This is a genomic window from Streptacidiphilus sp. MAP12-20, assembly GCF_041262525.1.
GTDB lineage: Bacteria > Actinomycetota > Actinomycetes > Streptomycetales > Streptomycetaceae > Streptacidiphilus.
In genome coordinates, this window is the sequence record NZ_JBGCCK010000010.1 from 32255 (window position 1) to 49235 (window position 16981).

The window sequence follows — 16981 nt, forward strand, 5'->3', positions numbered from 1 at the left end:
CCCGATCACGGAGTCCGAGTCACGTCACGCTCACCGAAGAGCAAAGGAGTCCATGCATGATCGCCCAGAAGTGGCTGAGCCGCGCCCGGCGCGCCCTGCTGGCCGGCGGAGCAGCCGTCGGCCTGACCGCCGGTCTGCTCGCCGGGACGGCCGCGACGTCGCAGGCGGCCACCCAGGAGCCGTGCGACATCTACGCCGCCGGCGGCACGCCCTGCGTCGCCGCGCACAGCACGACCCGGGCGCTGTACGGGGCGTACAACGGGCCGCTGTACCAGGTCCGGCGCGCGTCGGACAGCACCACGCGGGACATCGGCGTGCTCAGCGCGGGCGGCTTCGCCAACGCGGCGGCGCAGGATTCCTTCTGCGCGAGCACGAGCTGCGTCGTCACCGTCATCTACGACCAGTCGGGCCGGGGCAACAACCTGACCCAGGCCCCCGCAGGGGGAGCCGCGGGCGGCCCGGACACGCTCGCGAACGCGAACGCGGCACCGATCACGGTCGGCGGCCACGCGGCGTACGGCGTCTATGTGGCGCCGGGCACCGGCTACCGCGACGACAACACCTCCGGCGTCGCGACCGGGGACCAGCCGGAGGGCATGTACGCGATCCTCGACGGCAACCACTACGGCGGCGCCTGCTGCTTCGACTACGGCAACGCCGAGACCAGCAACACCGACACCGGCAACGGTCACATGGAGGCCATCTACTTCGGCAACAGCAAGGTCTGGGGGTCCGGCACGGGCAACGGGCCCTGGGTCATGGCCGACCAGGAGAACGGCCTCTTCTCCGGCGTGAACGCGGGATACAACGCCAACGACCCGACCGTGAGCGACCGCTTCCTCACCGCCATGGTCAAGGGTGGACCCAACCAGTGGGCGATCCGGGCCGGCAACGCGCAGTCGGGCAGCCTCTCCACCTACTACAGCGGAGTGCGGCCCAACGTCTCGGGCTACAACCCGATGCACAAGGAGGGGGCCATCATCCTCGGCATCGGCGGTGACAACAGCAAGAGTTCCGCCGGCACCTTCTACGAGGGCGTGATGACCTCCGGCTACCCGTCGGACGCCACCGAGAACGCGGTGCAGGCGAACATCACCGCCGTCGGCTACAACACCTCGTCGAGCTCGGGCGCGCTCCAGGCCGGTTCGCGGATCTCGCTGCAGGCGACGACCGCCTGCTGCACCTCGGACTACATCCGCCACGACGACGCCGACACGAAGGTCGTGATCTCGCCGATCACCGCTTCCAGCACGACGCTCGCCAAGGCGGACGCCACCTGGATCGTGCATCCCGGACTGGCCAACAGCTCCTGCTTCTCGTTCGAGTCCGCCAACAACTCCGGCCAGTACCTGCGCCACTACAACTACGAGTTGTACCTCGAGGCGTACGACGGCAGCACGGTGTCCGCGCAGGACGCCACCTTCTGCGCGCAGACGGGTCACAACGGGCAGGGCTACTCGTTCCAGTCCAGCAACTACCCCACCAAGTACCTGCGGCACTACAACTTCACCGTCTACATCGCCAGTAACGGCGGCAGCAACAGCTGGGACAGCTCCACCGGTTGGAGCGACGACACCAGCTGGCTGGTCGACCAGCCCTGGAGCTGACTCCACCCGCCACCGGTGCCGCGCGTCTGTCGCGGCACCGGTGCGCGACTTCTGCAGTTGCGCCTCTCCGAAGAGGTGGGCAGGTTCTAGTTAACTCTTGTCCGGATCACTTCGAGGAGAGGAACCACCACGATGACCGTCGACGGTTTCAAGCTGCTTGCCGAGGCGCACGACTACCTGCTCACCGCCGTTCGCGGCGTTCCGGCGGACGCGTGGGGAGCGCCGACGCCCTGCAACGAGTGGTCGGCGCGGCAGGTGTTCAACCACGCGCGCCTGGACCAGCAGGCGCTGACCATGCAGATAACGGGGGTGACTCCCGCCGGCGACCCCTTCACCCCGGTCGACGAGTTGGAGGGCGACGCGGCGGCCGCGCTGGAGGCGGTGTGCGCTGCGGCGATGTCAGCCTGGGAGTCCGGCCGCGAGGCCGAGAGCGTGCCCACCCCGATGGGCCCGATGCCCGCCGCGACGGGCGCGTCGGCCGCCGCGCTCGACGCCGCCCTGCACGCCTGGGACATCGCCGTCGCGACCGGCCAGGACCTGCCGCTCAGCGACTCCCTCGCCGAGGGCCTGGACGGCATCGCCGGCTTCCTCGTCCCCTTCGTTCGGGACAACTTCGGCAAGTTCGGCGCCGCGGTTCCGGCCGCCGAGGACGCGGGGCCCGCCGCGAAGCTCCTCGCCTTCTCCGGCCGCGACCCGCGCTGGACGCCGCCGACGAGCTGAGCGACCGTCAGGTGACAGACCTGCCGTGGGGAAGGGCGACCAACTCGCGCTTCTCCGCGGCGGCGTGAAGACCGACCGGTTCAGCGGTCGGGCAGTCCGGGCGCCTTGAACAGGGCCGGGAGGACGAGCGGGAGGTCGAGCTTGACGCCTGCCTGGAGGCTCGATGCCGCCCGGACGGCGTCGATGGCGATGGCCGCGGAGTTCGGACTGTCCTCGACTTCCAGCCGGACTTCCATCGAGAACGGCATACCCATGTAGCCGCGCCCTTCGATCCTGATATAGCCGACCTTCCGGTCCCTGAGCTGCGCGATGTGATCGCTGGGGCCCAGATCCATGGCTGTTTCCGGCGAGACGAGTTCCCGCAGCGCGGTGGCTTTCGTCACCCGCTTCGCAGCGGACCGCCCGGTGTCACGCAGATTGAGGAAATCGGTATTTCCGCCGATGTTCAATTGGTAGGTGGAGCTCACCGTGACGCCTTGCTGGTGCAACGCCCCGAGCAGCGCCTGATGCACGGTGGTCGAGCCGATATGGCTCTTCATGTCGTCCCCGAGAAGCGTGAGTCCATTTCGCTCGAATCGCTCCCGCCAGGTGCTGGAGCGACCGAGCCGCGCGGGTGTGCAATTGACGAGCGAGCAGCCCGCCTCGACCGCCGCTTCGGCATAGAGTTCGGCGGCGTTCTGCGCGCCGGTGGGGAGGTAGATGACCAGGATCTCGGTCGCGGAATTCCGCAGCTCGGCGGCGACGTCCGACGCCGTTGCCCGATGGGCGAGGTCGTGGACCTGGACGACGCCTGCGAGCGGACCGCTCACGCCGTCCGCCAACGGGCCCACGGTGACCGGGGGCAGTTCGGTGGGGACGTCGACGTAGTGTGTCGTGCAGTTGGGCTCGACGAGGATTGCCTTTTCCAGCGGCACGCCTATTTTTCTGGCATCGACGTCGAATGCGGCGGTTATCCGGATATCGCGCACCGGCACGGATTCAAGCCCCGGCGCGAGGTCGGTGTGCTCGATCGTGCCGTTGGCGACACCGTGGAGCGCCTGCACTAACGCAGAGCTGCAGTTTCCGACGCCCGCGATCGCTATGTTTGGCATATGCCCGACCCTCCCGTGCTTCTGTCGTGATGCTGCAGAAGTAGATCCGAGTCTCGAAGCCCGCACAAGGCTTGGTTCGAACTGTCATATATGTTCCATTGTTCTAGCTTGTCCGAATATGTTCAACGGGGTCCACATATTGACATGATGTGGGGCGTGCGGTTCGCTTACCATCGTGACCGAACCCGGCAACGCGCAGACAAAAGCAGGGAAGGCCGAATCCGCGCCGCAGGTCCACTTATCGGCCGCCGTGATGGCGCATCCGAGCCGTGCGCGCGCAGCCCGTCGACTCCGGGCCGAGCTCGCCGAACTGGCGCCCGCAGTCGTATTCGATCCGGATCCGCAGGGGCCGCCGAGCGCACTGCGTACCGCCCGCCGGGCCTGGAACACGGTCGCACCCGGCGCCACCCACCACCTCGTGCTCCAGGACGACGCTGTTCCGAGCGCCGGCTTCGCCGCCCAGGCGGCGGCAGCAGCGCAGGCCAGACCCGACGACGGACTCGCGTTCTTCACCGAGTGGGGGTCGCGGACCGCGCACATGGTCCGCATCGCGGCCCTCACCGGCGCCTCGTGGGCGCGGGCCGTGGACGAGTACGTGCCCGCCCCCGCACTGCTGCTGCCCGCGCACCTCGCCCGTGGCTTCGACGACTACGCCGAGCTCAAGGCGGACCCGGCCACCCCCGACGACGTCGTCCTCGACGACTACCTGCGCGAACTCGGCGTCCGCACGTACGTCTCCGTGCCGAACCTGGCCGACCACCTGGAGACGCCCAGCCTCACCGGTAACGACCACATGGGCGCGCGCCGCTGCGTCTGCCTGCCCGCCGAGGGCGACTCCCCCGTCGACTGGACCGGGCCCACGGTCGAGGCGCTGCCGATGGTGCCTCAGTTCTCCTGGTGGGAGGGGCTCTCCTGCATCCGGGTCCGCGACGGCGACAGCGACCGCGACCGCGACCGCGACCGGTACAGGAAGGAGTGGACCGCGCCGATCCTGGCCGCTCGCGGGCTCACGGCCGCCGAGCTGGACGCGGCGTGCCGGGCGGCGGTCCCGGCGGCGGTGCGTGAGATCGTCAGCGAGATGCTGATCGCGCAGTGGTGGCTGACCGCGTGCGCGCTCGGTGTGGTCGTGGCCGATCTCGGCCTGCCTGCCGAGCGCATCCCGGACGCGGCCCGGCAGCCGGTCGCGGCTCGGGCCCTGGCGACGATGTTCCCCGGCGGGGTCAGACGGTTCCTGCCGGTCCGTCAGTTCGAGCGGGCGGGCGAGCTCATGGTGGAGCCGCTGGTCGCGGCACTGTGCCTGGGAGCCCGCTACGGCGGAGGCAGTCCTTGACCTTAACGTTGGCCTTGACCTCAACGTTGACCTTGACCTTGACCTTGACCGCCCGGTCGGGCAGCGCTGGAGACAGCGCGGGGAGGGTCCCGGCATGACCGCGATCGACGTGAGCGAGGTGAGCAAGCGCTTCCGCGGACGCGGGCCGTTGATCCGGCGCTGGAGGGCGACGCCGCCGGAGACCGTCGCCCTCGACCGGGTGAGCCTGGGGATCGACTCCGGCGAGTTCGTCGGGCTGCTCGGCCGGAACGGCGCAGGGAAGTCGACGCTGATCCGGGTGATGACCGGGTTGATGGTGCCGGACGCGGGGCAGGTACGGGTGCTCGGGCTGGACCCGAACCGGGACCAGGTGCGGAACGCGCGCAATATCGGCGTGACCTTCGGCCAGCGCACCCAGCTCTGGTGGGACCTGCGCGCCCGCGACTCGTTCGAGATCCTGCGGGACATGCACGGTCTGCCCGCGACGACGTATGCCGGGCGGATGCGTGAACTCGACGACGTTCTCGGCCTGTCCGGGTTCTGGGACACGCAGGCGCGACACCTCTCGCTCGGCCAGCGGGTGCGCTGCGACCTGGCCGCCGCCCTGCTGCACCGGCCCCGAGTGCTCTTCCTCGACGAGCCGACCATCGGCCTGGACATCCTGGTGAACGACCAGGTCCGGGCGATGCTCGCGGACCTGGCCCGCACCGGGGACCACGCCATCGTCCTGACCACCCATGACGTGGCCGACGTCGAAGCGCTCTGCCCCCGGATCGTCCTGATCGACCACGGGAAGACGCTCTTCGACGGGACTCTCGCCGACCTGACCAGGATCGGCGCCCGCCGACGAACCGTCGTGGTCGAGCTGGCCGCAGGCAAAGGCCCCCCGAGCCGGATACCGGACGCCCGGCTGCTGGAGCTCGACGGCGCCCGAGCCACCTACGCGCTCGAACCCGGCGTGAGCCAGGCCGACTTCGCGGCCCGACTGCTCGCCGCCGACGAGGTGCGCGCCATCGACTTCGACGGCGTCCGGCTTGAGGACGTCCTGCGCTCGATCTACGCGGGCGACCGCAGTCTGCTCAGCGCCCCGTGACGACGCGCGTCCACCGGCTGGCCCGGATCGCGCCGCTCGCCGAGTGCATGCGCGGCACCCGCCTGGCCACGACGGGATTCGTCGTCGCCACCCAGGTCCTCCTGTACGCCGAACTGTGGCGGGCGTTGTACGCGCACACCGCGAGCGTGGCCGGACTGGACGTCCGACAGGCCGTCACGTACTCCACCCTGGCTGCCCTGGCCACCACCGCGCGCACGATGCGCGGCGCGACCGGGGAGTCCGTGAAGACGCGGATCCTGGACGGCTCGATCGCGTACTGGTTCCTCCGTCCGGTGAGCGCGCGCCGTTACCGAGCCTGGTACGGGGTGGGCGAGGCCCTGTACTCCTCGGCCTGGGTGGTCGGCGGGCTCGCGCTCGGGCTGGGCCTGGGGCTGGTCGCGCCTCCGGCGTCGGCGGCGGTGGCCGCGGTGTCGGCGGTCAGCTTCGGGCTCGGCCTGGTGGTGTTGTACTGCCTGACCGTGTTGATCGACATTGCTGCCTTCTGGACGGTCTCTACGGACGGGGTCACCCGCTGCTACGAGTTCGTGCAGTCACTGCTGTCCGGGGCGCTGATACCCCTCTGGTTCTTCCCCGGATGGCTCGGTGGCGTGGCGGCCGGCTTGCCGTTCGCGGCCGGGGTGTCGACGCCGATCTCGCTGTACGCGGGGCGCATTCGGCTGGCTGACGCGGTGCCGGCGCTGGCCGGGCAGGCGGGCTGGTGTCTCGCGCTCGCGATGGTCACGGCCCTCGGCTGGCGTCGCGCCGGACGTCGGCTGGTGGTGCTCGGCGGATGACGGTTGCCACGCGGGTGCGCCGCGCCGCGCGGATCGCCCGGGTCGCGCGGGTCGCCGCTCGGGCGGGTCTGCGGGAGCGCCTGGCCAACAAGGGGGACTTCGCGCTGGCGATCGTGAACGGGGTGACGTACCAGATCACGGTGCTGCTCTTCGCGACCGTCGTGTTCACCCGCTTTCCCGCGCTGGCCGGCTGGACGGTCGGGCAGGTGCTGCTGGTGAGCAGCGTCCGGCTGCTCGCGCACTCCCTGTTCGTTCTCGGCTTCACGAATCTGAGGGAGATTCCGTACCTGATCCGGCAGGGGCGGTTCGACAGCTTCCTGGTCCGTCCGGCGCCGGTATTCCTCCAGGTGTGCACCAGCCGGTTTCCGCTCAACGCGGTGGGAGATCTGGCGGTGGCGGCGACGTCGCTCGGGGTCTGCCTTTCGATGCTGCGGTGGGACTGGACGATCGCACGGGTCTGCTTCCTCGTCCTCGCGGTGGTGAGCGGGGCCGTCCTCGAGCTCGCGCTCGCGCTGTGCGCGGCGGGCATCGTGCTGCGCCGCCCCGGCAGCGAAGCGCTGTTCTCCTGGCTGGACACGGTGATCGGTACCTTCGGCAACTACCCGCTGAACGTCTTTCCCGCGGTGCTGCGGGCGGCGTTCACGTTCGTGGTGCCGGTGGCGTTCGTGGCGTTCTATCCAGTGGCGAAGGTGCTGGGGAAGGCGCAGTCCGTGCCGTACGGTCCGGCGCTGACGCTGGTGGCGCCGGTCGTCGCAGTCGCGTGGCTCGGAGTCGGGGGCTGGGCGTGGCGCGTCGGCCTTCGGTCGTACCGGCGACGGGGGTGGTAGCGAGGCAGTACCCCACTCGGGCTACACGCTCCCGGATCACAGACGGGGGCGCGTAGCCCTGGTCGGCGAAACGGACCGGCGACGCGCGAGATGAACGGTGATGTCAGCGGCGATCTCGACCCTCTCGGGAAGGACCTGCGCGATCGCGTCATACGCCTGACGTTGCCTGGACTGAGGCAGTTGGAGATACGCCGAGACAGTCGACAGGTGACCGATGTAGTGCGACGCGCCCATGGTCAAGCGCCGCTCGACCACGGCCTGCCGAACGTCGCAGAACAGCGGAGACCGTTGCAGCTCCGTGCCCGGCCACTGCATCTGCTCATCCGGAGCGGTCCCGTCGGGAGAGGGAAACTCATCGCTTTCCAGAAATGGCGCCCGTGCCGCACACACAGCTTCCTCAACAGCCGGGTCCGCCAGCTGAACCGGACCGCCGAACGAGGCGAACACCCCCTCTGGTTCCAATAGGGCAGCCACGCTCGACCACCGACCCTCCGGGCGGGTCCAGTGCAGGGCTGCTGCCGCATAGACCAGCCCGTACGTTTCACCGGGCCGCAGGTCCTCGAACGCGGCCCGGACGGTTCTCACGTCGGCAGGCACCGACTTGCGCAGCTCGGTGAGCATGGCCGCGTCGGGCTCCGTCGCCGTGACCATCACCCCGTGCTCGGCGAACAGGCGGGTTGCCTTGCCGGTCCCTGCACCGATTTCCAGCGCAGTCCGAACCGGCCGGCCCGCATACGTCATCACCAGGTCGAAGAGCTCTTTGGGGTACCCCGGCCGGAACCGTTCGTAGGCTTCCGCGATTGCGCCGAAACTCAGTGCACGAGCAGACATGCCGAGCATCGTGACACGAGCGGCGCAGACGGCGCTTCGGCTTTCCGTCCTGGCAGGATGGCGGCATGGAACGTGTGCTGGGAATCGGTGGTTACTTCCTGCGGGCCGCCGACCCGGCGGCCCTGGGCGCGTGGTATCGCGATTGCCTGGGCCTGGACGCCGATGAGTACGGCCTGTGGCGTCAGGAAACCGGGCTGACGGTGTTCGCGACGTTCGAGTCCGGGACCGACTACTTCGGGTCCCGCGCCCAGCAGACCATGCTCAACTTCCGGGTCCGCGACCTGGATGCGATGCTCGCGCAATTGCGCGAGCAGGAAGCGGACGTGGCTGGAGAGACGCAGGACATGGAGGGTGTCGGTCGCTTCGGCTGGGTCACCGATCCTGAAGGCAATCGCGTCGAGCTGTGGCAGCCCGCCTGACCGCGCCTTCACGTGCGCGACGTCAGCTTTGGCCGGGCGGCCTCCGTTCGGCGACGGCGCGCAGGCGCTCACGGAGCGGTTCGACGTCCGGGCCGGTGCCGAAGACTTCTTCGTCGGCCCGGCGCGCGGCGGCGATGCAGGTGCGGAGGACCTCCTTGCCCTCCGCCGTGAGCGCCAGGCGCTGGCGGCGGGCGTCCTCCGGGTCGGCTGCTCGGGTGAGCAGGCCACGTTCTTCCAGGGTGCGGACCAGCTTCGAGGTCATCATCCGGTCCATCCGGGCGAAGTCCGCAACCTGCTGCTGCGTCGGCGCCGTGCCGTCCGTGCCCGCCAGCAGGCTGACCGCCGACAGGACGTTGAACTGCGGGTAGGTCGCCTCTCCGAGGCCCGCTTCGCAGGCTTGGCGCCAGACGAGGGCCGCGTGGTGCAGCCAGTAGCCCGGGCTGGCATGCGGGCCGCGATAGTCGATCATGGCGACGACTCTGCCAGGCGGTTCGCCTCCGCCGCCAACGCCTCGAAGGACGGCAGGACTTCGCGGCGGATGCGGCGGGCGTAGTAGAGGCGGAACGCGATCGCGAGCGGGCCGGTGGCCGTGTAGTTCTTGGTCAGGCGGACTCGGCCGTTTCCCAGGTCCGTCAGTGCGTGGTCGATCACCAGCGTGCCGCCCGGCAGCGGCGTCGTCGCCTGCCAGCGCCTGCCTTCCTCGACCGCCGTCAGCGTGATGCGGTTGCGGCCGTAGCCCCTCTGCTTGCTCCAGCCCTGCGTTCCGACCGTGAACGGGCCGTCGAGCTTCGACTCCTCCTCGCGCGGGTCCCACTCCGGGAAGCGGTCGAAGTCCGACCAGACGCGCCAGACCATCGCGGCGTCTGCTTCGGCCGTGGTTTCCACTCGCACGTCGTGGTGCATGGCCGTGCCTCCTTCGGAAGCTTTTCGTTGTCGTGACTACAGTATTAGTTGTCGCGACGACAGTCAAGGGAAATCATCTGGGTGCCACGTGGTGCCATGCTCTCGCACTCATGGCACCACTGGTGACCTGCCAATACGCCGCGCTGAGCCAAATGGGCTTGTACTGGTGCCAAAGTGGTGCCATCTTTGAGCCATGGAACTCACCCAGTACGTCGAAAACCTCCGCCGCGAACTGACGACCGCGGCCGAGGTCGGCGGCGAGGACGCCCGAGCGCTCGCCGACCGGCTCCTCCCCCCGCTCGACGCCGCGGTGCGACTCACCCTGCTGGACGCGCTCTCCGACGCCGCCGAGGAGATCTCCGCCGAACTCGCGCCCGGCTCGGTCGATGTCCGGCTGCGGGGCGGGACGGCTGCGTTCGTCGTGACGCCACCCCCCGCCGCTGCAGTCGCCGACGAGGCCCCGGCCGCCACCGCCTCGGTGCGGCTGCCCTTCGCCGAAGGCGACGACGCCGCCATGGTCCGGATCAACCTGCGGCTGCCCGCCAACCTCAAGGCCCTGATCGAGGACGCCGCCGCCGGCGCCGGGCTCTCCGTCAACGCCTGGATCGTCCGATCCGCCGCAGCCGGGCTCGCCAACGAGGGCCGGCTGGCCGCGCGGCCTGCCCCCGCGCAGAAACCCGGCCGGATCGTCGGAGAGAGCTACAGCGGCTGGGCCCGCTGATCCCCGAACAACATCACAGCCCGGCACCACTGCACGACCGACGCAGAACCCACCGGCCAAGGCCGTCCTGAGCGAAGGAACCCGAGATGTCCCTCTCGAACTTCAACACCCCGTCCCCGATCGCCGTCATCCTCGACCTCTACGTCGCCGACGTCCGCTTCTCCGTCTCCGACCGCACCGACACGATCGTCGAGGTCCTGCCCAGCGACCCGAACAAGGCCGCCGATACCAAGGCCGCCGAGAACACCCGCGTCGAGTACGACCACTCGGCCCGGACGCTGAGCATCGTCTCGAGGAAGCCCCTCAACCGGTTCGTCAACTTCAGCAGCAAGCGCCCCGAGTCGATCGACGTCGTCATCGCGCTGCCCACCGACTCCGATGTCCGCGGCGAAGCCGGGATCGGCGACTTCCAGTCCGACGGCGTGCTCGGCACCGTCCAGCTCAAGACCGACTTGGGCGCCGTCCGGCTCGCCGAGACCGGGCCGCTGAGCCTCCGCGGCGGCGTCGGCGCGATCACCGTCGAGGGTGTCAGCGGCTCCGCCGACGTGCACAGCGGCTCCAGCGACATTCGTATCGGCGCCGTGGACGGCACCGCCGATGTCTCCACGGGCAACGGGAAGGTGCGGGTCGGCGTCGTCACCGGTCCCGCGAACATCAAGGCCTCCAACGGATCGGTGTCCGTCGAGCGCGCGCTGTCCGACATCACCGCGGCCAGCTCCAACGGCGAGGTACGGATCGGCGAGGTCGTGCGCGGCAAGGTGTCCGCCACGACCAAGAACGGCGGCGTCGAGGTCGGCGTCCGCGAGGGCAGCGCCGCCTGGCTGGAGCTGAACACCAGTCTCGGCCGCGTCTACAACGAGCTCTCCTCCTCCGACGCCCCCGAGGCCGGTGAGCCCGTCGACAAGGTCGAGGTCCGCGCCGGCACCAAACTCGGCGACGTCACCATCCGTCGCGCCCCGCGCCTCGACCAGGAGGCGTGAACACCGTGGCAACCACCACCAGCGGGGCGACCACCGGCGTGACCACCGCCGTCGCCGCGATTTCGGCCCGCGGCCTGCGCAAGTCCTTCGGCGAGAAGACCGTGCTCGACGGCATCGACCTGACCGTCCAGCAGGGAACCATCCTGGCCCTGCTCGGCCCGAACGGGGCCGGCAAGACCACCGCCGTCCACCTGCTGACCACCTACCTCCAGGCCGATGCAGGCGAGATCCGCATCGCCGGCCAGGACCCGACCAGGAACCCGCAGGCGGTCCGGCGTGCGATCGGCGTCACCGGCCAGTTCTCCGCCGTCGACGGATACCTCACCGGCCGCGAGAACCTGATGCTGATGGCCGATCTGCACCTGCTGCCCAAACGCGTCGGACGCCGCCGGGCCGAGGATCTGCTGGAGCGGTTCGAGCTGACCGAGGCCGGGGACAAGCCGGCGTCGACCTACTCCGGCGGCATGAAGCGCAAGCTCGACCTGGCGATGACCCTGGTCGGCAACCCGAAGGTGATCTTCCTCGACGAGCCGACCACGGGCCTGGACCCGCGCAGCCGGCGCACGATGTGGGACATCATCCGCGGGCTGGTCGCCGAGGGGACGACCATCCTGCTCACGACCCAGTACCTGGACGAGGCCGACCAACTCGCCCACCGCGTCGCGGTGCTGGACGGCGGCCGGATCGTCGCCGAGGGGACGCCCGCCGAGCTCAAGGCGCGCATCCCCGGCGGACACATCGAGCTGGCCTTCGCCGACCGCGCCGACCTCGACGCCGCCGCGGCGGTGCTCGCCCCGACCGGCCGCGACGACGACGCGCTCACGCTCCAGCTCGCCGGCGACGGCCGCGTCAGCACCCTGTGGACGCTGCTTCAGCAGCTGAACGAGGCCTCGTTCGAGGTCGAGTCGCTCACCGTGCACACCCCCGATCTCGACGACGTCTTCTTCGCCCTCACCGGCAGGAAGGGAGCCTGACGATGAGCACCATGACGATGGACGACGCGGGCCACGCCGCGGGCCCCGACGCGGGCCTCGGCGCCGCCGACGGCCGTTCCCACGCCCTCGTCCACGCGCGGATCATGCTGCGCCGCAACCTGCGGCACATGCAGCGCTATCCGTCCCTGACCCTGATGATCACCCTGATGCCGATAGTCTTCCTGCTCCTGTTCGTCTACGTCTTCGGCGGGACGCTCGGGTCGGGGCTCGGCAGCGGGATGCCGGCCGGCCTGCACGGCGGCCGCACCGCGTACGCCAACTACGTCGCCCCGGCGATCATCCTGATGGCGGTGGCCGCCGCAGCGCAGGGCACGGCGATCGCCGTCGCGCAGGACATGACCGAGGGCATCATCGCCCGCTTCCGGACCATGGCCGTCGCCCGGTCGTCGGTGCTGACCGGGCACGTGGTGGGCGCGACCATCCAGACGATGATCGGCGTCGTGGTCGTCACCGGCGCCGCGGTGGCCGTCGGCTTCCGGCCGCACGCGAACCCAGCCGAGTGGTTGGCCGCCTTCGGCGTGGTCCTGCTGCTGACCTTCGCCGTGACGTGGCTGTGCGTCGGCCTGGGACTGTCGGCCAAGAGCGTGGAGACCGCGAGCAACTCGCCGATGTTCCTGATCCTCCTGCCGTTCCTCGGCAGCGGGTTCGTCCCGACCAGCTCGCTGCCGACGGGGATGCGCTGGTTCGCCGAGTACGAGCCGTTCACCCCGGTGAACGAGACGCTGCGCGGACTGCTGACCGGTACGAAGATCGGCGACAACCTGGTCATCACGATCGCCTGGTGCGTCGGGGTCGCGGTGCTGTCGTACGCGTGGTCGCGGCGGCTGTACGAGCGGGAGCCCAAGCCGATCTGAGCGAAGAACAGAAGAACAGAACAGCAGGGTCCTCGGATCATGAGGGCCCAGCTGTCGTCTGCGCGTATGCCCAAGAATCGGCCTCAAGGGTGACGAGCGGCTGCTGGACCTGGGCTGCGGTCGCGGTGCGGTTCTGATCGAGGCGGCCGGACGGCTACCGGCGGGTCGCGCCAGCGGCGGCATCACGCCGCTGCACGTCGTCAAGGACCACCGGCCGACGGGCGCGGGCTGACGCACCACCACTCCGTGTGGTTCAGTGAGCTCGACATAGGATACGGAGGTTGAAGAGTGGAGCGTTCCGAGACTGCCTCGTGGATGAGGCCGTCCCAGCACGACCCGATACCGACGGCGGACCTGCGCACCGACCGTGCGCACTCGGCACGGGTCTACGACTACATGCTGGGCGGCAAGACCAACTTCGCCGCTGACCGTGACGCCGGTGACAAGATCATCGCAGAATGGCCCGGCTCTCGCGCCTCCGCCCGCGCGGCCCGCGCCGTCATGCACCGGATGGTTCGGCGCCTGGCCGGAGAGCATGGCATCCGGCAGTTCCTCGACATCGGCACCGGGATCCCCACCACGCCCAACCTGCACGAGATCGTCCAGGGCGTCGACCCCGCCTGTCGGATCGTCTACGCGGACAACGACCCGATCGTGCTCGCCCACGCGCGCGCCCTGCTCACCAGCACACCCGAGGGCCGAACCGCGTACATCGACGGCGATCTGCGCGAGCCCGAGCTGATCCTCGCCGACGTGAAGCGGGACGACACCTTGGATCTCAGCAGGCCGGTGGCGCTGACGCTGATCAACGTCGTGCACTTCCTCTCCGACGCGGCCGTGCGCCCGCTGGTCGGCCGGCTGCTCGATGCCCTGCCCTCCGGCAGCTTCCTCGCGCTGACCGCCGGAACGGGCGACTCGGCGCCCGAGCGGGCGGCCATCGCCTCCCGGCGTTACCGCGAGGCCGGCATCGAGAACCACCTGCGGACCAGGGCCCAGGTGGAGCGGTTCTTCACCGGGCTGGAACTGGACGAACCCGGCGTGGTGTTGATCAACCGATGGCACCCCGATCCGGCCGAAGGCCCGGCCCCGGCGGACCACGAGGTCATGGCCTACGCCGGACTCGCCCGCAAACCGTAGTCACGCTGGACTGTGATCGGCCGGACGGCCACGGGCCTCCGTGCACGGTACGGGCAGCGGGCGGGGCGCGGCCGCCTGCACCGAGCCCACGCCCGCGCATGATCAGACCGTCAGTGCCATTCCAGACCCGCCAGCGGCCCGGGGGCTGCTGGGATCAGCGCAGTCCGGCGAAGAGGTCGTTCTCGGGCACGGCCGCGCCGGTGTCGTCCTGGACCCGGACGAAGGTCTCCACGCCCATCAGCTCGGTGAACTTCTCCTTGCCCATCTTGAGGAAGAAGATGTTCTCGCCCTGGCTGGCGTGCGCAGCCAGCGCGTCGAACTTCTGACCGCCGAACTCGGTGGTGTCCACCCAGGTGGTGATCTCCTCGTCGGGGAGACCGATCTCGGGCATCTCGGCGGCCCCGGCCGGATCCGGCTCCTCCCAGTCCGCGCCGAACTCGCGCATGACCTCCCCGAACCGCTGCATCATCGAGCGCGGCGCCGTCGTCCAGTACACCTTCGGCGTCATCGCGGTCATCGCCAGCGCCGCCATCGTGATGCGGTTTGCCTGGATGTGATCGGGGTGGCCGTAGAATCCGTTCTCGTCGTAAGTCACGACCACATCGGGCTGGTAGCGCCGGATGAGTTCGGCGAGGCGCGCAGCGGCCTCTTCCACGGGCGTCTGCCAGAAGGACCCGGGGGCATCGTTGTCCGGCCAGCCCATCATCCCGGAGTCGGCGTAGTCCAACATCTCCAGATGGCTGACCTTCAGGACGTCGCAGCTCGCCTTGAGTTCTTGACGCCGCATCGCGGCGACGGCCACCCGATCGTGCCCGGGCTCACCCGGCTTGACTCCCCCTGGTCCGTCACCGCAACCGCCGTCGGTACACGTGACGAGGACCGTGCGAATGCCCTCCGCCGCGTACCGCGCGAGGACACCCCCTGTGCCGGTCGCCTCGTCGTCGGGGTGGGCGTGCACTGCCATCAGCGTCAAGGGCCAGTCGGTCATAAACGTCCTCCAGTGCGAAATTGCTTCGGATCGCATCGTAGGCAGACAGGCACCATCCCTGGGTGACCAACCGAAGCGTCAGCCGGCCAGCTCGGACAGCGGCTCCGGCGTGATCGTGCGCTGCAACCCTATACCGCAGGTCTGACCTGCGAAAACGCTCCAACCGATGCGTCAGGGCAGCGAGGCGGGTAGCCCGAAGGGCGCGAAGTGGTCGGGGCTGAGGAACGAGGTGAGCTCGGTGATGTGCTCGCCGCGCAGGGTCAGTACGGTGATCGACCAGGCGACGTGCGGGCCGGCGCTGTCGATGCCGACGTAGAACGCCACTGTCGGCTGGCCGTTCGCGCTGGTCACGAGGTAGCGCCAGCTCGGGCAACGGGTCATGGGGACCTGGACGGCGAAGTCGGTGACTGCCTCGATGCCGTGGTACCAGTGCGGCAGCGGCGGCATCGACCAGGTGACGTCCTCGGTGAGCAGCGAGACCAGGACGTCGGCGTCACCGCGTTGCAGGGCGGTGGCGTACCGGGTGACGATCTCCCGCACCCGGGCGTCCCCGACCTGGCGCAGCGTCCGTTGCTGGCTGCGGGAGGGAACCCTCTCCGCGACGATCTTGCGGGCTCGCGCCAGCGCGGAGTTCACCGACGTGGTCGAGGTGTCCATGATGGTGGCGATCTCGCCCGCCGAGAAGCCGAGGACCTCGAACAGCAGCAGCGCCGCCCGCTGGTTGCCCGGCAGGTGCTGCAGAGCGGCGACGAAGGCGAGCTCGACTGCCTCACGCTGCTCGTAACGCGCGCCCGGGTCGGCCGGGCTGTCGGTGAGGCCGGCATCGGGGTAGGGGCCCAGCCAGGCGACGTCGGCCAGCGGGGCGTTGCCGTCGAGCACGGCGCGCTCACTGGACGGGCCGAGGTCGACGGGCAGGGCCCGCTTGCCACGGGCTTGGGCGACGTCAAGGCACGTGCGGGTAGCCACCGTGTACAGCCACGTGCGCAGCGTGCTCCGTCCCTCGAAGCGCGCCATCCCCCGCCACGCCCGCAGCAAGGCGTCCTGCAGGGCGTCGTCGGCGTCGTGGGTCGAGCCGAGCATGCGGTAGCAGTGGGCGTGCAGCTCCCGGCGCAGCGGCTCCACGAGGCGGCTGAACGCCGCGTCGTCCCCAGCGCGCGCCCGCGCCAGGTCGGCTTCGTCGGCGTCTCCGGTTGCCGTGACCGGCGACCGTCCGGAAGCAAAATCCTCCACGAGCGACGATTCTGCCTCATGGCTGGAGTCCCACCCGTGACCAGCACGACGATCCCCTGACACGGAGGAATCCTCATGACGCCGACCGGACACCACCCTGCGCCCGCGTGGTTCGACATCTCCACTCCCGACGCCGCACGCTCACGACGCTTCTACCAGGAGATGTTCGGCTGGCCGGTCAACGTTCTCGACGAGACCTACGCGCTCGTCGGCGACACGGACGGCCGGCCGACGGGCGGGATCGGCCAGAGCGGTCCCGACAGCCCGTTCACCGGTATCGTCGTCTATTTCCGAGTCGACGACGTCGACAGCACCCTCGTTCGCGCGGAGGCACTCGGCGGAACCCGTGTCATGGAGCCGACGGAGACTCCCGTCAGCCGGATCGCCGTCTTCGCCGACCCCGACGGCAACCTCATCGGACTCCTCAGCCGCTGACGGCCACGAACACCCGCGCACCCGCGCCCCCGCTGCTCACGCGGCAG

At 69.8% G+C, this 16981-nt stretch carries 19 protein-coding genes; 13 read left to right on the forward strand and 6 right to left on the reverse strand.

The window, feature by feature from the left end; translation table 11 throughout:
- Positions 1-56: 56 nt before the first annotated feature.
- Entirely contained in the window at positions 57-1607 is a 1551-nt protein-coding gene (locus ABIA32_RS15410) for an alpha-L-arabinofuranosidase B (protein ID WP_370095229.1), read from the forward strand.
- 132 nt (positions 1608-1739) lie between these two features.
- Entirely contained in the window at positions 1740-2327 is a 588-nt protein-coding gene (locus ABIA32_RS15415; protein ID WP_370095231.1) for a TIGR03086 family metal-binding protein, read from the forward strand.
- Positions 2328-2407: 80 nt separating this feature from the next.
- Here ABIA32_RS15415 and ABIA32_RS15420 read toward each other — a convergent pair whose 3' ends face one another.
- Positions 2408-3418 (reverse strand): inositol-3-phosphate synthase, encoded by a 1011-nt coding sequence (locus ABIA32_RS15420; protein ID WP_370095232.1) that lies wholly within the window; start codon positions 3416-3418, stop codon positions 2408-2410.
- Between the two features lie 175 nt (positions 3419-3593).
- On the opposite strand from ABIA32_RS15420, the gene ABIA32_RS15425 reads away from it, so the two are divergent.
- From ABIA32_RS15425 to ABIA32_RS15440, 4 genes are all read left to right on the forward strand, one after another.
- On the forward strand, positions 3594-4748 hold the full coding sequence (locus ABIA32_RS15425) for a hypothetical protein (RefSeq protein WP_370095234.1): 1155 nt from the start codon (positions 3594-3596) through the stop codon (positions 4746-4748).
- 94 nt (positions 4749-4842) lie between these two features.
- The gene (locus ABIA32_RS15430) at positions 4843-5820 is read left to right on the forward strand and encodes an ATP-binding cassette domain-containing protein (RefSeq protein ID WP_370095236.1); all 978 of its coding nucleotides are present in this window, start codon (positions 4843-4845) and stop codon (positions 5818-5820) included.
- Positions 5817-6614: an ABC transporter permease gene (locus tag ABIA32_RS15435; RefSeq protein WP_370095238.1), complete on the forward strand. Its 798-nt coding sequence runs from the start codon at positions 5817-5819 to the stop codon at positions 6612-6614. The genes ABIA32_RS15430 and ABIA32_RS15435 overlap by 4 nt, the downstream gene beginning before the upstream one ends.
- The gene (locus tag ABIA32_RS15440) at positions 6611-7441 is read left to right on the forward strand and encodes an ABC transporter permease (protein WP_370095240.1); all 831 of its coding nucleotides are present in this window, start codon (positions 6611-6613) and stop codon (positions 7439-7441) included. Before ABIA32_RS15435 ends, ABIA32_RS15440 begins: the two co-directional genes overlap by 4 nt.
- Positions 7442-7477: 36 nt before the next feature.
- On the opposite strand, the gene ABIA32_RS15445 is transcribed toward ABIA32_RS15440, so the two are convergent.
- Complete coding sequence (locus ABIA32_RS15445; protein WP_370095242.1) at positions 7478-8272, reverse strand: trans-aconitate 2-methyltransferase; 795 nt, start codon at positions 8270-8272, stop codon at positions 7478-7480.
- A 65-nt stretch (positions 8273-8337) separates the two neighbouring features.
- Here ABIA32_RS15445 and ABIA32_RS15450 point away from each other — a divergent pair, with 65 nt between their 5' ends.
- Positions 8338-8691, forward strand: a complete 354-nt coding sequence (locus ABIA32_RS15450) for a VOC family protein (protein ID WP_370095244.1) — start codon at positions 8338-8340, stop codon at positions 8689-8691.
- Positions 8692-8713: 22 nt separating this feature from the next.
- Here ABIA32_RS15450 and ABIA32_RS15455 read toward each other — a convergent pair whose 3' ends face one another.
- Entirely contained in the window at positions 8714-9160 is a 447-nt protein-coding gene (locus ABIA32_RS15455) for a MarR family winged helix-turn-helix transcriptional regulator (protein ID WP_370095246.1), read from the reverse strand.
- Positions 9157-9594: an SRPBCC family protein gene (locus ABIA32_RS15460; RefSeq protein WP_370095248.1), complete on the reverse strand. Its 438-nt coding sequence runs from the start codon at positions 9592-9594 to the stop codon at positions 9157-9159. Before ABIA32_RS15460 ends, ABIA32_RS15455 begins: the two co-directional genes overlap by 4 nt.
- Before the next feature lie 193 nt (positions 9595-9787).
- Between ABIA32_RS15460 and ABIA32_RS15465 the strand changes: the two genes are divergently transcribed.
- The 5 genes from ABIA32_RS15465 to ABIA32_RS15485 all read left to right on the forward strand — a co-directional run bounded on the left by ABIA32_RS15465 (position 9788) and on the right by ABIA32_RS15485 (position 14281).
- Complete coding sequence (locus tag ABIA32_RS15465; RefSeq protein ID WP_370095250.1) at positions 9788-10315, forward strand: hypothetical protein; 528 nt, start codon at positions 9788-9790, stop codon at positions 10313-10315.
- Between the two features lie 86 nt (positions 10316-10401).
- Positions 10402-11295 (forward strand): DUF4097 domain-containing protein, encoded by an 894-nt coding sequence (locus tag ABIA32_RS15470; RefSeq protein WP_370095252.1) that lies wholly within the window; start codon positions 10402-10404, stop codon positions 11293-11295.
- Between the two features lie 5 nt (positions 11296-11300).
- Positions 11301-12269 (forward strand): ATP-binding cassette domain-containing protein, encoded by a 969-nt coding sequence (locus ABIA32_RS15475; protein ID WP_370095704.1) that lies wholly within the window; start codon positions 11301-11303, stop codon positions 12267-12269.
- Between the two features lie 2 nt (positions 12270-12271).
- Complete coding sequence (locus ABIA32_RS15480) at positions 12272-13144, forward strand: ABC transporter permease (protein ID WP_370095254.1); 873 nt, start codon at positions 12272-12274, stop codon at positions 13142-13144.
- Positions 13145-13459: 315 nt separating this feature from the next.
- Positions 13460-14281 carry an SAM-dependent methyltransferase gene (locus ABIA32_RS15485; RefSeq protein ID WP_370095256.1) on the forward strand — a complete coding sequence of 274 codons (822 nt, stop codon included), beginning with the start codon at positions 13460-13462 and terminating at the stop codon, positions 14279-14281.
- A gap of 154 nt (positions 14282-14435) precedes the next feature.
- Here ABIA32_RS15485 and ABIA32_RS15490 read toward each other — a convergent pair whose 3' ends face one another.
- Together ABIA32_RS15490 and ABIA32_RS15495 are read right to left on the reverse strand one after the other, a co-directional pair.
- Positions 14436-15269 carry a PIG-L family deacetylase gene (locus tag ABIA32_RS15490; protein WP_370095258.1) on the reverse strand — a complete coding sequence of 278 codons (834 nt, stop codon included), beginning with the start codon at positions 15267-15269 and terminating at the stop codon, positions 14436-14438.
- Between the two features lie 171 nt (positions 15270-15440).
- Positions 15441-16499 carry a sigma-70 family RNA polymerase sigma factor gene (locus ABIA32_RS15495; protein WP_370095260.1) on the reverse strand — a complete coding sequence of 353 codons (1059 nt, stop codon included), beginning with the start codon at positions 16497-16499 and terminating at the stop codon, positions 15441-15443.
- A gap of 75 nt (positions 16500-16574) precedes the next feature.
- Here ABIA32_RS15495 and ABIA32_RS15500 point away from each other — a divergent pair, with 75 nt between their 5' ends.
- A complete protein-coding gene (locus tag ABIA32_RS15500; RefSeq protein ID WP_370095262.1) occupies positions 16575-16934 on the forward strand; it encodes a VOC family protein in 360 nt (119 codons plus the stop codon).
- Positions 16935-16981: the final 47 nt, after the last annotated feature.